This window comes from Bradyrhizobium sp. AUGA SZCCT0160, assembly GCF_018130105.1.
In the GTDB taxonomy this organism is placed as follows: Bacteria; Pseudomonadota; Alphaproteobacteria; order Rhizobiales; family Xanthobacteraceae; genus Bradyrhizobium.
On sequence record NZ_JAFCMD010000028.1, the window covers coordinates 35,232 to 48,778 of the forward strand.

At 64.0% G+C, this 13,547-nt stretch carries 11 protein-coding genes and 1 pseudogene; 8 read left to right on the forward strand and 4 right to left on the reverse strand.

Going from position 1 to position 13,547, the window contains the following annotated elements; translation table 11 throughout:
* Positions 1–25 precede the first annotated feature (25 nt).
* The 3 genes from JQ558_RS32600 to JQ558_RS32610 form a co-directional block, all read right to left on the reverse strand.
* Positions 26–328 (reverse strand): DUF6460 domain-containing protein, encoded by a 303-nt coding sequence (locus tag JQ558_RS32600; protein WP_192735422.1) that lies wholly within the window; start codon positions 326–328, stop codon positions 26–28.
* A 149-nt stretch (positions 329–477) separates the two neighbouring features.
* On the reverse strand, positions 478–2,151 hold the full coding sequence (locus JQ558_RS32605) for an ATP-dependent DNA ligase (protein WP_212211314.1): 1,674 nt from the start codon (positions 2,149–2,151) through the stop codon (positions 478–480).
* Positions 2,148–3,185 (reverse strand): ligase-associated DNA damage response exonuclease, encoded by a 1,038-nt coding sequence (locus tag JQ558_RS32610; RefSeq protein ID WP_212276166.1) that lies wholly within the window; start codon positions 3,183–3,185, stop codon positions 2,148–2,150. The genes JQ558_RS32605 and JQ558_RS32610 overlap by 4 nt, the downstream gene beginning before the upstream one ends.
* Positions 3,186–3,236: 51 nt before the next feature.
* On the opposite strand from JQ558_RS32610, the gene JQ558_RS32615 reads away from it, so the two are divergent.
* The 6 genes from JQ558_RS32615 to JQ558_RS32640 all read left to right on the forward strand — a co-directional run bounded on the left by JQ558_RS32615 (position 3,237) and on the right by JQ558_RS32640 (position 10,742).
* Positions 3,237–4,163: a class I SAM-dependent methyltransferase gene (locus JQ558_RS32615; protein ID WP_212276165.1), complete on the forward strand. Its 927-nt coding sequence runs from the start codon at positions 3,237–3,239 to the stop codon at positions 4,161–4,163.
* Positions 4,164–4,262: 99 nt separating this feature from the next.
* Positions 4,263–5,012, forward strand: coding sequence for a FadR/GntR family transcriptional regulator (locus JQ558_RS32620; RefSeq protein WP_212211305.1), 750 nt, complete (start codon positions 4,263–4,265; stop codon positions 5,010–5,012).
* A gap of 113 nt (positions 5,013–5,125) precedes the next feature.
* Complete coding sequence (locus JQ558_RS32625) at positions 5,126–6,355, forward strand: ABC transporter substrate-binding protein (protein WP_212211304.1); 1,230 nt, start codon at positions 5,126–5,128, stop codon at positions 6,353–6,355.
* A gap of 233 nt (positions 6,356–6,588) precedes the next feature.
* Positions 6,589–9,168, forward strand: coding sequence for a ligase-associated DNA damage response DEXH box helicase (locus tag JQ558_RS32630; RefSeq protein WP_212296327.1), 2,580 nt, complete (start codon positions 6,589–6,591; stop codon positions 9,166–9,168).
* Between the two features lie 39 nt (positions 9,169–9,207).
* Positions 9,208–9,882 (forward strand): ligase-associated DNA damage response endonuclease PdeM, encoded by a 675-nt coding sequence (gene pdeM / locus JQ558_RS32635; protein ID WP_212296328.1) that lies wholly within the window; start codon positions 9,208–9,210, stop codon positions 9,880–9,882.
* A 458-nt stretch (positions 9,883–10,340) separates the two neighbouring features.
* Complete coding sequence (locus tag JQ558_RS32640) at positions 10,341–10,742, forward strand: hypothetical protein (protein ID WP_212211300.1); 402 nt, start codon at positions 10,341–10,343, stop codon at positions 10,740–10,742.
* Positions 10,743–10,826: 84 nt separating this feature from the next.
* Here the strand turns inward: JQ558_RS32640 and JQ558_RS32645 are convergent, their stop codons facing one another.
* Positions 10,827–11,690 (reverse strand): LysR substrate-binding domain-containing protein, encoded by an 864-nt coding sequence (locus JQ558_RS32645; RefSeq protein ID WP_212296348.1) that lies wholly within the window; start codon positions 11,688–11,690, stop codon positions 10,827–10,829.
* Between the two features lie 133 nt (positions 11,691–11,823).
* On the opposite strand from JQ558_RS32645, the gene JQ558_RS32650 reads away from it, so the two are divergent.
* Together JQ558_RS32650 and JQ558_RS32655 are read left to right on the forward strand one after the other, a co-directional pair.
* The gene (locus tag JQ558_RS32650; protein WP_212296329.1) at positions 11,824–12,759 is read left to right on the forward strand and encodes a DMT family transporter; all 936 of its coding nucleotides are present in this window, start codon (positions 11,824–11,826) and stop codon (positions 12,757–12,759) included.
* Positions 12,756–13,537: pseudogene (locus JQ558_RS32655) on the forward strand (MBL fold metallo-hydrolase). Before JQ558_RS32650 ends, JQ558_RS32655 begins: the two are co-directional and overlap by 4 nt.
* The last annotated feature ends 10 nt before the right edge of the window (positions 13,538–13,547 follow it).

Here is a 13,547-nt window from a genome sequence, read left to right on the forward strand (position 1 = left end):
GGCTGCGGTCCCTTGGCGAGGAGATTTAGCGCCCGCGCGGGCTGCCGAACAGCCGCGACAACAGCCAGACCGGAATCACGATCACGGCGCCGAGCAGGAAGTAGCGCCACAGCCAGTTGACGGCGTCAAAGCCGAGATCCCAGAGCCGCTGGAACAGCATGCGGATGCTGTGCAGAATGTTCCAGGGATCGAAGCCGACAGCGGCAAGGACCACGCCGACCAGAACCGACAGCAGGATCAGCCGGAATGCCACCGCCAGCGGCGAGCCGCCGAGAAAGCGGTTGAGGCCGTCATTGCTGGCCGGCAAATCCCTGACGTCGTTGGGCATCTCACTCTCCTGCGGGTCACGCCCGCGCATTGTAGCGTTTTCGAGCGAAGTGGATACCGGTTCGCGTGAAGAAAACGCGTCAAAACAAGAATCCACTATAGCGGTCAGCAGATGGGGAACCCGCCTTCAGACGTCAATGGGTTGCAGGATTACGCCGCGGTAATGCTGGCGTCACTCTTCAGCATCCGCTCCAGCGTTTCCAGCCGGTCGGCCTCGCGCGGCGGCTTGTCCCAGCGCAGCCGGCTGATGCGCGGAAACCGCATCGCGACGCCGGATTTGTGCCGCGGCGAGCGCGCCAGCCCCTCGAAGGCGACTTCCAGCACCAGCCCCTGGTCGGGCTCGTGCACGACGTGGCGCACGGGCCCGAATTTTTCGGTGGTGTTGCGGCGGACGAAGCGGTCGATCTGCAGCAGCTCCTCGTCGGTGAAGCCGAAATAGGCCTTGCCGACCGGCACCAGCTGTTCGCCGTCCTCGCCCGAGGTCCAGACGCCGAAGGTGTAGTCCGAATAATAGGACGAGCGCTTGCCGTGGCCGCGCTGCGCATACATCAGCACGGCATCGATCAGATGCGGGTCGCGCTTCCACTTCCACCATTGGCCCTTGGGGCGGCCCGGCAGATAGGCGGCGTTGCGGCGCTTGAGCATCACGCCCTCGACGGCGTCGGCATCCTCACCGGCGCCGGCTTGGGCCGGATCGGCGCGCGCCGCCGTCAGCGCGTCCCAGCTGTCAAAGGCGACCGTCGGCGACAGATCAATCCTGGCATCGTCAAGCTTTCTGACGAACGCCTCCAGCCGCGCGCGGCGTTCGATGAACGGCAGCTCGCGCAGATCGTTCTCGTCGTCGCCGAGCAGATCATAGGCGCGCAAATGAATCGGGTACTCCTTGATCAATTTTGGCGAGACCACTTTGCGGTTGAGGCGCTGCTGCAGCACGTTGAACGTCTGCACGCGGCCCTCGCGCAGTACCAGCAATTCGCCGTCGATGGCGAAACTTGAAGATCCTTGCAGATGCAGCGATGGCACGAGGTCCGGAAAACTCTTCGTAATGTCTTCCCCGGTGCGTGAATAGAGCCGCGCCTGGATGTGGCCGCGCTCGTCGCGGCCGCTCACCGCCTGCACGCGGATGCCGTCCCATTTCCATTCGGCGATGAAGTCGGCGGGATCGAGATTGGCGAAATCCGCATCCTCGATCGCATGCGCCAGCATCACAGGGCGGAACGGTGTCGGATCGCGATTGACCGGTTTCTCGCTGCGGCCTTCCAGCCAGGCGAACAGGTCGAGATAGGGCGGGCTCAATCCCGGCCACATCAGCTCGACGTCGTGGGCGTCCTTGCCGCCGAGGTTGGCCGCGGCAGTCTTGGCGAGCCGCGCCGAAATGCCGATCCGCATCGCCCCGGTGACCAGCTTTAGCAGCGCCCAGCGGCCGGTCTCATCGAGCTCATCGAGCCAGCGCGCAAGCTGCTTCGGCAGCTCGGTCTTGCCGAGGGTGCGTAGCGTAGTGACGACTTCGGAAAGCGTGGGTGGGGGCGGGTTGTTGTGGCCGGGCAACGCCGCCCTCGGCCACATCAGCGCCACCGTCTCGGAGAGATCGCCGACATAATCATAGGACAGGCCGAACAGCACGGGATCGGCGCGGTCGGTGATCAGGTCGCGGATCAGTCCGGGCTTGGCGTGCTTGAACGACAGCGCGCCGGTCAGTGCCGCCAGCGCATAGCCGCGGTCGGGATCGGGCGTGTCGCGAAAATACGCCGTGATCAAGCGCAGCTTGTTGTTGCGGCCGGGCTCATAGGCGAGGCGGTCCAGCAATTCGGCGAAGCGGTTCATGCCTCGGCCTCTTTGGCGGGCGGCGCCTCGTGCTCGTCCTCGTCGCCGTAGCCGACCAGATCGAGCGGCCGCGCGGCGAGGCCCTTGGTCTTGCACCAATGCACCAGCGCATCTTCCTGGCCGTGGGTGACCCAGATTTCGCCGGCGCCGGTGGCCTCGATCGTCGCGGTCAGCCCGTCCCAGTCGGCGTGATCGGAAATCACCAGCGGCAATTCGATGCCGCGCTGGCGGGCGCGGGCGCGCACCCGCATCCAACCCGAGGCGAACGCCGTGACCGGATCGGGGAAGCGCCGCGTCCAGATGTCAGAGGTCGCTGACGGCGGCGCCAGCGTGATGGTGCCGGCGAGATCGACCTTCTTCATGCCTTTGGCCGGACGAAGATCGCCGAGCGCAACGCCGCGGCTTTGATAATAGTGCGTGATCGCCTCCATCGCGCCATGCAGATAGATCGGCGCGTCGTAGCCGGCCTCGCGGAGCAGCGCGATTACGCGCTGCGCCTTGCCGAGCGAGTAGGCGCCGACCAGGTGCGCGCGCTCCGGGAACAGCGCGACCGAGGCCAGCAGCTTCTTCACCTCATCGGCTGCGTTGCCATGGCGGAACACCGGCAGGCCGAACGTCGCCTCGGTGATGAAGACGTCGCACGGCACCACTTCGAACGGCGCGCAGGTTGGATCCGAAGCGTCCTTGTAGTCACCCGAGGCGACGATGCAGGTGTCCTTGCAGGTGACGGCAATCTGCGCCGAGCCCAACACGTGACCGGCGGGATGGAATTTGATTTTGACGTCGCCGAGCCTGAGTTCCTCGCCATAGGCGATCGCCTGCGTAGAGCCTGCGAAATTATCGCCATAGCGCAGCCGCATCATGTCGAGCGTCTCTTGCGTCGCCAGAACCGCGCCATGGCCGGCACGGGCGTGGTCGGAATGGCCGTGGGTGATCACGGCGCGCTCGACGGACCGAACCGGATCGATATGGAAGCCGCCGGGCTTGCAGCACAAACCGGCGGGAGCTGGCAGCAGGATGTCTTGTGGACGCATCTTGGTTATATAGGGCGTATTGCCCCGATTTTTACCTGCCCCATAGAGCCCATGCCCACGCGAATATTCCTGACCTCCGGCGATCTGATGGCCGATCGCCGCTATGATTTTGCGCGCGACCTGCAAATGAAGGGCGATCTGCCCGGCGCCGCCGACCTGCTGCTGCAGGCGACGGATCTGGCGCCGAATTTCGTCACGGCCTGGTTCACGCTCGGCGATATCAGAGAAACGCTCGGCGAGCGCGATGCGGCGATCACGGCGTTTCGCAAGGCGTGGGACGGTGATCCCGATGATCGTCATGGCGCCCGCCTGCGGCTGATGCGGCTCGGCGCCGAACCATTGGCCGCGATGCCGCAAGGCTATGTGCAGGTGCTGTTCGATCAATACGCGCGGCGGTTCAATTCCGCGCTGGTGGACGATCTCGGTTATCGCGGCCCGGACCTGCTGTTCAGGGCGGTGCTGTCGGTGCGCGCGGCCGCCCGCAAGCCCGCCTTCTTCAAGCGCGCCATCGATCTCGGCTGCGGCACCGGGCTCGTCGCGACGGCCTTCGCCAAGGAGGTCGATCATTTCATCGGCATCGATCTGTCGCCGCGCATGATCGCGCAGGCCCGCGCGACCAGCTGTTATGCGGAGCTTGAAGTCGGCGACATTGTGCAAGGTCTGCGCGCGCAGCCTGCCAGCAGCGCCGATCTCATCCTGGCCGCCGACGTGATGATCTATGTTGCCGATCTCGCGTCGGTGCTGGCGGAATCAAGCCGCGTGCTGGCCGCCGGCGGCCTGTTCGCCTTCACGACCGAGACGCATGCCGGCGAAGGCGTCATTCTCGGCGCAGGGCTGCGCTATGCCCACGCGGCGGCTCATGTGCGCGCAGCGGTGGAAGCGGCCGGCCTCACATTCCTGTTGCTCGAAGATCGCTCGGCACGCACCGAGGACAACATCCCGGTGCCGGGGCTTGTCGCGGTCGCAGCCAAGGGCTGACTGCCCGCACCGTTCGACCCGTGAAGCATGCCTCGCGCGGCGGGCTGGACAAACCGGCGCGGATATACCAATCTGGACCTACCAGATTGGTAGGATCAGATGACCGTGCCACAGCAAGCAAGCGAAGGATCGCGAGCGGTCAAGCGGACCATCGAGTTCATTCGCCATCACCGATTGCAGAAGGGCGACCGGCTGCCGTCAGAGCGCGAACTGTCGGACCGCTTTGGTGTCACCCGCAGCTCGGTGCGGGAAGCGTTGGCGGTTCTTGATGCGCTTCGGCTGACCGAGCGACGGCCGAAGTCCGGTATTTTCCTGCGCAACGCGCTCGAAGACAGCGGGCTCGATTCCCTGGTCATCCAGGCCAATCTGGATCTGCCGTTTGACGAGCGCACCATGCGCGATGTGAGCGAGGCCCGCGTCATATTTGAAACCCATGCGATCCGCCTCGCATGCGCGCGCAGGACCGATGCCGATCTCAACAGGTTGCGCGAGTTGGTCGCCAATTATGCCGATCGGGTGCAGGCTGAACTCAATGTCGCCAATGAAGATGTCGAGTTTCATCTGGCAATGGCTGCGGCCAGCCAGAACGCCATCATCGTTCGAACGCTGACGCCTTTGTTCCTGATGAGCTTTCAGTGGCGGCAGAAGTATTTCTCATCCCCGGTCATTCGCCGCCGCTCACTGGCCGATCATCAGGAGTTCGTGGCCACCATTGCTGACAGGGATGAAACCCGGGCGGCGGCTCTGGTGCAAAAGCATGTCCATTCCGCATTCGACGAAGTCCGGGCAATGGCGGAAGGAAACGAGCAGCCGGAATCTCACAACCAATGGGAAGGCCAGGACCAGTAAGTTGCCGGGAATACCGGCTCACGCAGCGCAAGTCGAAGCCAATTTCGATCCGCACAACCTGAATGACAGATCGCTGCATTCAGGCATCGACAACAACAAAGGGAGAAACAACAATGAAAAACAAGCAAACACGCCGCGAGTTCGGCGCCACCGCGCTATCCGCCCTCGCGGCTTCCGTATTGCCCGCCCCGTTCGTCTGGGCCGCCGAGAAGAAATACGATCCTGGCGCGACCGATACCGAAATCAAGCTCGGACAGACCGTGCCGCATTCCGGTCCCGGCTCGCTCTACGGCGTGCTCGGCCGGGTCGGCGAAGCCTATTTCCAGATGCTGAACGAAAAGGGCGGCATCAACGGCCGCAAGGTGAAATTCCTCACCATGGACGACGGCTACAGCGCGCCGAAATGCGTGGAAGCGACGCGGCGGCTGGTGGAGAATGACGAAGTGCTGGCGCTGTTCGGCTCGCTCGGCACCGCGCCGCAGACCGCCGTGCACAAATACCTCAACTCCAAGGGCGTGCCGCAGTTGATGCTCAATACCGGTGCGTCGAAATGGAACGATCCGAAGAACTTCAAATGGACCATGGCGGGCCTGCCGCTCTATCCGACCGAGGCGCGCATCCTCGCCAAATACGTCGTGGCCACGAAGCCGAACGCCAAAATCGGCATTCTCTACCAGAACGACGATTTCGGCCGCGATTTCCTGGCGCCGTTCAAGAAGATTCTGGAAGAGGCCGGCGGCACCGCCAAGGTGATCATGGAGCAGAGCTACGATCTGACCGAGCCGACCATCGATTCGCAGCTGATCAATCTATCGAAGTCGGGCGCGGATGTTTTCTACAACATCTCGACCGGCAAGGCGTCGTCGCAGTCGATCCGAAAGGTGGTCGAGCTCGGCTGGAAGCCGCTGCAATTGCTGTCGGCGGGATCGACCGGACGTTCGATCCTCAGCGCCGCCGGTTTCGAGAACGCTACCGGCATCGTCGCGATCCGTTACGCCAAGGAAGTCGGCGTGCCGCGCTGGGAAAAGGATCCCGACGTGATGGCGTTCGAGGCGCTGCGCAAGAAATATCTGCCCAATGTCGATCCCGACAACACCATCGCCTTCGCCGGCTACGGCCAGGTGGCGTCGATGGCGGAAATCCTGCGCCGCTGCGGCGACGATCTCACCCGCGCCAACGTGCTGAAACACGCGACCACGCTGGCCGGCTTCCACTCGCCGTATTTCCTCGACGGCGTCAATTTCAGCTACACGCCGGAGGACTACACGCCGATGAAGACGCTCTTCATCTCGCAGTTCAACGGCAAGGATTGGGATATTTCCGACAAGCCGGTGACGGAGTAGTTGACCTTCTCCTGGCCTATTCAACTCGTCATGCCCGGGCTTGTCCCGGGCATCCACGTTTTTGACGACCGCAGAACAAGACGTGGATGGCCGGGCATAGGCGAGCGGAAGCGACGCCGTCCTTTGGACGGCTAAGCCCGGCCATGACGATTTGGATGATTTGAGCCTCGCACGGAGTGAGGCGAGGTTGATACCCCTCGACGTGGCGGCCCTGACGGCTTAGTTCTTGTTTTGTGCCAGCCCGAATCCTACCAGCCATATCGGCCGAGCCGGCCGCGCCGCTGCCCGAGCGCTTCCTTCAATGGTTCGCGTCGCGCGGCTGGTCGCCGCGTGAGCATCAGCTGGAACTATTGGCGAAGGCGCGGGAAGATCGCTCGGCGCTGCTGATCGCACCGACCGGCGCCGGCAAGACGCTGGCGGGGTTTCTGCCGACATTGGTGGAACTGTCTGCTCCGCCGCCGGTCGTAGGCGAGGGCGCTAAGAAAAACGTCATCTCGACCGGCCGCGGCGTGAAGCGTACCGGCGGTCTGCACACGCTTTACATCTCGCCCTTGAAAGCGCTCGCAGTCGATATCGCGCGCAACCTGGAGGCGCCGATCGCCGAGATGGGCCTCCCGATCAAGGTCGAAACCCGCACCGGCGACACGCCGGTGTCGCGCCGGCAGCGGCAGCGGCGCTATCCGCCCGATATTCTGCTGACCACGCCCGAGCAACTGGCGCTGCTGTTGTCCTCCGACGATGCGCCGTTCCTGTTCGGCTCACTGAAGCGCATCGTGCTCGACGAATTGCATGCGCTGGTCACCTCCAAGCGCGGCGATCTGCTGTCGCTGGGGCTGGCGCGGCTGTGGCGGCTGGCGCCCGAGATGCGCGGCATCGGATTGTCGGCGACGGTCGCCGAGCCGGAATCCTTGGCGCGGTTTTTGGTGCCGCAGCGTGACCGCAAAATTGAAGCCGCCGACATTGTCGTTGCCGGCGGCGCCGCAGCGCCCGTGGTCGAGATGCTCGACACCCGGGAGCGCCTGCCATGGGCCGGGCACAGCGCCCGCCATGCGCTCGGCGAAATGTACGAGCTGATCAAGCGCAACAAGACCACGCTGGTGTTCGTCAACACCCGCAGCCAGGCCGAAATGCTGTTCCAGGATTTCTGGCGCATGAACGACGACGGCCTCGCCATCGCGCTGCATCACGGCTCGCTCGACGTCGCGCAGCGCCGCAAGGTCGAGGACGCGATGGCGGCCGGCAGATTGCGCGGCGTGGTCTGCACCTCCTCGCTCGACCTCGGTATCGACTGGGGCGACATCGACCTCGTCATCAATGTCGGCGCGCCGAAGGGCTCCTCGCGGCTGATGCAGCGGATCGGCCGCGCCAACCATCGATTAGACGAACCCTCGCGCGCCGTGCTGGTGCCGGCCAACCGTTTCGAGGTGCTGGAATGCGCCGTTGCAATCGATGCGATCGCGGAGAACGCGCAGGATACCCCGCCGCTGCGGATCGGCGCGCTCGACGTGCTGGCGCAGCACGTGCTGGGATGCGCCTGCGGCGAGCCGTTTCTCTCCGATGAACTCTATGAGGAGGTGCTGACGTCGGCGCCTTACTCTGGCTTGACGCGCGCCGATTTCGACGACGTCGTCGATTTCGTCGCCACCGGCGGCTACGCGCTGAAAACCTATGAGCGCTTCGCGCGCATCAAGCAGGACAAGCAGGGCCGCTGGCGCGTCGCCAACCCCCGGGTGCGGCAGAGCTATCGCCTCAACGTCGGCACCATCGTCGAAGAACCGATGCTCAAGGTCCGGCTGGTGCGTTCGCGCGGCGGCGGTGCCGGTTCGACCGGCGCACTTGGACGCGGTGGACGGATGCTCGGCGAGATCGAGGAATACTTTATCGAGGGACTGGTGGCCGGGGATACCTTTGTGTTCGGCGGCGAGGTGGTGCGCTACGAGGCGCTCGCCGAGGACCAGGTCTACGTCTCGCGCGCCAACGATGCGGATGCGAAGGTGCCGTCCTATATGGGCGGCAAGTTTCCGTTGTCGACCTATCTCGCCGAGCGCGTGCGTAAATTGCTCGACGACAAGCGAGCCTGGAACGCGCTGCCGGATCAGGTGCGCGACTGGCTGTCGCTGCAACGGCACTTTTCGCGCGTGCCGGCGGTGCGCGAATTGCTGATCGAAACCTTTCCGCGCGGCAACAAGCATTATTTGATCTGCTATCCCTTCGAGGGACGGCTGGCGCATCAGACGCTCGGCATGCTGCTGACGCGGCGGATGGAGCGGGCGCGGGTGCGGCCGCTCGGCTTCGTCGCCAATGAATATGCGGTCGCGGTGTGGGGGCTCGGCGACATGTCGTTCATGATCCGTCATGGCAAGCTCGATCTCAACGCGCTGTTCGATCCGGACATGCTGGGCGACGATCTCGAGGCATGGCTTGCCGAATCCGCGCTGATGAAGCGAACCTTCCGCACCTGCGCCGTGATCTCGGGCCTGATCGCGCGGCGCTTCACCGGCGAGGAAAAGTCCCGCCGCCAGGTGCTGTTCTCGACCGATTTGATTTACGACGTACTGCGCAAGCACCAGGCCGACCATGTGCTGCTGCGCGCCGCGCGCGCCGACGCCGCCACCGGGCTGCTCGATCTCAAGCGGCTCGGTGATATGCTGTCGCGTATTCAGGGCCGAATCATCCATCGGGAACTCAACCGTGTTTCGCCGCTGGCGGTGCCGGTGATGCTGGAAATCGGCCGCGAGTCAGTTTATGGCGAAGCGGCCGACGAGCTGCTGGCGGAAGCCGCCGATGAGTTGGTCAGGGAAGCGACAGGATAGAATGTGAAGGCAGCGGCGCAAGCTTCGGACGATGATCAAATGGCGCGGCTTTCGAAAGTTTCGATCGCAGATGTGAGCTTCCTCGCCGATCTCTCCGGCGCGTTGTTCTGGCAGGAACAGCGCCTGCTCGTCGTTTCCGACCTGCATCTCGAAAAAGGCTCCAGCTTCGCCGCGCGCGGCGTGCTGCTGCCGCCTTACGACACGGTGGCGACGCTGGGCCGGCTAGCCGCCGTGATCGCGCGGCACGATCCGCGCATGGTGATCGCGCTCGGCGACAGTTTTCATGACCGCGACGCCCACGAGCGGCTGTCGGCGCCCGATCGCGACGCGCTGTCTGCGATGCAGGCGCGGCGCGACTGGATCTGGATATCAGGCAATCACGATCCGGCCTTGCCGTCCGATCTCGGCGGCGTTGTCGCCAGCGAAGTCGCCATCGGCAACATCATGTTCCGCCATGAGCCAACGGGCGCTGCCGGCGAAATCGCCGGCCATCTGCATCCCAAGGCGCGCGTCGCCACCCGTGGCCGTTCGATGGAGCGGCGATGCTTTGCCTCTGACGGCGAACGCGCGGTGATGCCGGCATTCGGCGCCTACACCGGCGGCCTCAGCATTCGCGATCCGGCGTTTGCAAAGATCTTCCAGACACCGGGCCTGATGGCGCACGTGATCGGCGACAACAGGCTGCACGCGATCGCAGCGTCGCGATGTTATTGAGCGAACGACGATGCCGCGGTCGCTCTACGACCGCTTCGTCGTTTCCTGTCAGGTGAACTGCGAGACGCGGCTAATCGCTCATGCGGATTCACGAGAGCGACCGTAGCTCACCGTTGATACGAGCCAACTTACCTTTTCGTAATACGGTTGACACGTTCGTGATTTCGGCAGTCGCAGATTTGAAATAGTGAGTCAGCGCTAATTCACTATGTGGTGAGTCATTGTTGATCGGCGCAACAGCTCTTCGCCAAACATCGCCAGCCGCACATGGATTTCCTGCCTTTCGCCTCAGCTAGCGAGGATTCTTGGTGCTGACTCCAAGGGCGTCGGCGATGTCCATCGACTGTTTCGAAAAACGCATAAGACCTAAGCGGGAGAGCGGGCTTGTCCCGCCGAGACAACAGGTCGATTACAAAATCAAGGCGAGCTGAGACTCGCTTAACCATGGAGCAAATACCATGAACTACAAAACGCTCATTGCGGCATCCTTGATGTCGATAGCTCTGACATCCGCAGCGACGTCCGCGGCATTTGCGCAGTGCACGGACTGCGCAATGTATCCAGATCGCGATTACCTGAACAAAGGCGTCCCAACCCCCGCCAGCAAGATGATGGCGGAGCCGGGCGGCGCAGCAGCTGCGAGCACTGCGAATTTTGAAAACGGTGGGTACAATGCACGGGCCGGAGCCAGGGTGGCTGGCACGCAGCGCCGCCACCCGCACGACGCCAACGCTTCCATGGCCGGGGGTTCTGCCCCGGCCGGTGTCCCCTCGCAGCGGGTGTACCTCAAGAACCTGCACGACTCCGGATACAATCCTGCCAGCGACGTCGATGGCGCCGGCAACATGAAGGTGAACTGATCCCGACGCACCATTTGGCATGCATTACTTGGTGCGCACGCCCACACCCGCACGCGGGGAGGGAGCGCACCAGTTCGGCGCCAGCTACGCCGCCTTCGCCTGCACCGTATTGCAAAACTCCGCCAGCCGATCGGCGAGCCGCAACGTGGCGGGGCTGGCATCCGGTGCGGCGACCAGCGCGACTTCCGTCCGGTCGATCGGCGCAAAGCCGTCTTTCGCGGTGAGCACGCGGTGGTCGGCCTGGATCGCCATCTCGGACAGAATGCTCAGCCCCATGCCGGCGGCAACCGCGGCCTGGATGCCCGAGAGACTGGAGGACGTGTAGGCCATGTGCCAGGGCCGGCCGGCGCTTTCCAGCGCGTGGATCGCGCGCGAGCGATACAGGCAGCCGGTGGGAAAGCCGATCAGCGGCACCGAGCCCGTCGTGGTATCGCGCGGCCGGCTCTTGCTGGTGACCCAGTGCACGCGTTCGGGCCACACCGCGATGCCGACTTTCTCGCCGGCGGCGCGCTTGAACAGCGCCAGATCGAGTTCGCCGCGTTCGAGGTCGCGCTTCAGGTAAGTGCTCTGGTCGGAGCGGACATCCATCCGCAGCTGCGGATGCGAGCGTGAAAACGCCGCCAGCAATTTCGCGAGCCGATAGGCGGCAAAATCTTCGGGCACGCCGAGCCGGATCGCGCCTTCACTGCCCGGGCGCGTCAGCACATCGCGGGCCTCTTCCGCCAGCGACAGCAGCCGCCGCGCATAGGACAGCAGCCGTTCGCCGCCTTCGGTCGGCGTGACGTCCTTGCCGCTCCGGTTGAGCAACGGCTGGCCGACGTCTTCCTCCAGCCGCTTGATCTGCTGGCTGACGGTCGACTGGGTGCGGTGGACGCGCTCGCCGGCACGGGTGAAGCCGCCGGCATCAACCACCGAGACGAAGCTGCGCAGCAGTTCCAGATCGAGCATGGCCATGGCTCGTCTCGCTCCTCAGAAGTGACTATTCATAAATCCACTGAATGTAAGTTTATCATTTAATTTCTAAATATCAAGGTGCGGGCCTACATCATGGGCCAAGGAGACTCTCCAAAGGAATCTTGCCATGTCGCTCGCGCCCTCGATTCCCGTTCCCCGTTCCGGTTTCAATTGGCTGCCGCTCACGATCACGCTGTTCTGCCTGCTCTGGAGCTTTGCCTTCGTCGCCGGCAAGATCGGTGTCACCGATTGTCCGCCGCTGATCCTGCTCACGGCGCGGTTTTCGCTCGCGGGCGTCCTGATCCTCGGCATATCCGCACTTCGCAACGAGGGATGGCAGCTCAGCTGGCGCGACGTGGTCGTGTTCGCGGTACTCGGCGTCGCCAACAACGCGCTCTATCTCGGGCTGGGGTACACCGGCCTCCAGACCGTTTCCGCCGGCCTCGGCGGGCTGATCGTCAGCGCCAATCCGGTGTTCACCGCTGTCGCCGCCGCGGTGTTTCTCGGCGAGGCGCTGACCTGGCGCAAGGTGACAGGACTCTTGCTCGGCATCGCCGGCGTCGGTTTCATCGTCTGGCATCGCATGTCGGTTGGGTCAGACAGCGTGGATGGCATCGTCTACACGCTGGCGTCGCTCGCCTCGATCGTGGTCGGCACCATCCTGTTCAAGGTGCTGGCGCCGAAGGGCAGCCTGTGGGTCGGCAATGGCGTGCAGAACCTCGCCGGCGGCCTGGCGCTGCTGCCGTTCGCCTTCACCTTCTCCAGCGTCAGCGACATCGTGCCGAGTGCGCGGCTGCTCGGCGCCTTCGCCTTCCTGGTGCTGGGCGGATCGATCCTGGCCTATTTGTTGTGGTTTCACCTGCTGAAGGTTTGCGGCGCCACCGCTGCCAGCGCCTATCACTTCCTGATGCCGCCGCTCGGCATGCTGTTCGCCTTCCTCGTGCTCGGCGAGCATGTCGAATTCCGCGACCTGCTGGGGATCATTCCGGTGGCGCTCGGGATTTATCTGGTGACGCGGCCCGCTGCGGTGGCCGCTCCCGCTTCGCAAGGGAGTGCGGCATGACCCTATCCATCACCCTGGTCGGCGGCCCGACCGCACTGATTGAAATCGATGGCTTCCGCCTGCTCACCGATCCGACCTTCGATGCACCCGGCGCCTATCAATTGCCGCATGTGAAGCTGGAAAAGCTGGTTGGTCCCGCGGTGACCGCAGACATGATCGGTGACGTCGATGCCGTGCTGCTTAGCCACGACCAGCATTCCGACAATCTTGATCATTCCGGCCGCGAATTTCTCAAGAAGGCAAAGCGTGTGCTGACGACGGAGGCTGGTGCGAAGCGGCTCGGCGGCAACGCCGAAGGTTTTGCGCCATGGGACGTCACCGAACTGACCGGCAGCAGCGGCCGTTCGCTGACGATTACTGCGACACCCGCGCGTCACGGCCCGGCCGGTATCGAGCCATTGTCGGGCGATGTGATCGGCTTCGTGGTGGCGTCGAACAATCAGGCAGCCGCCCGGTCTATATCAGCGGTGACACGGTCTGGTTCGACGGCGTCGCCGACGTCGCGAAGCGATATAGGGCGGGCGTGGTGCTGCCGTTCGCGGGCGCGGCGCAGACCCGCGGGCCGTTCCATCTCACCATGGACACCAATGATACGATCGAGACCGCGCGCGCGTTTGCCGATGCGGTGATCGTGCCAGTTCATACCGACGGCTGGGCGCATTTCCGCCAGAACGCGAACGATCTGCGCGTCTCCTTCGATACGCTGGGGTTTGGAGCGCGGTTACGAATTCTCGAACCGGGAGTCACGACCGTGATCGAATCCTTGCACCCAGCGTAAGCCAGTTCCG

What these genes read in the sequence shown, in the direction of transcription:
- JQ558_RS32650 (WP_212296329.1), top strand. Translation starts at nt 11,824, where the DNA reads ATGTCGCTCGCGCCCTCGATTCCCGTTCCCCGTTCCGGTTTCAATTGG.
- JQ558_RS32645 (WP_212296348.1), bottom strand. Translation starts at nt 11,690, where the DNA reads ATGCTCGATCTGGAACTGCTGCGCAGCTTCGTCTCGGTGGTTGATGCC.
- JQ558_RS32640 (WP_212211300.1), top strand. Translation starts at nt 10,341, where the DNA reads ATGAACTACAAAACGCTCATTGCGGCATCCTTGATGTCGATAGCTCTG.
- JQ558_RS32600 (WP_192735422.1), bottom strand. Translation starts at nt 328, where the DNA reads ATGCCCAACGACGTCAGGGATTTGCCGGCCAGCAATGACGGCCTCAAC.
- JQ558_RS32605 (WP_212211314.1), bottom strand. Translation starts at nt 2,151, where the DNA reads ATGAACCGCTTCGCCGAATTGCTGGACCGCCTCGCCTATGAGCCCGGC.
- JQ558_RS32620 (WP_212211305.1), top strand. Translation starts at nt 4,263, where the DNA reads ATGACCGTGCCACAGCAAGCAAGCGAAGGATCGCGAGCGGTCAAGCGG.
- JQ558_RS32610 (WP_212276166.1), bottom strand. Translation starts at nt 3,185, where the DNA reads ATGCGTCCACAAGACATCCTGCTGCCAGCTCCCGCCGGTTTGTGCTGC.
- JQ558_RS32615 (WP_212276165.1), top strand. Translation starts at nt 3,237, where the DNA reads ATGCCCACGCGAATATTCCTGACCTCCGGCGATCTGATGGCCGATCGC.
- JQ558_RS32625 (WP_212211304.1), top strand. Translation starts at nt 5,126, where the DNA reads ATGAAAAACAAGCAAACACGCCGCGAGTTCGGCGCCACCGCGCTATCC.
- pdeM (WP_212296328.1), top strand. Translation starts at nt 9,208, where the DNA reads ATGGCGCGGCTTTCGAAAGTTTCGATCGCAGATGTGAGCTTCCTCGCC.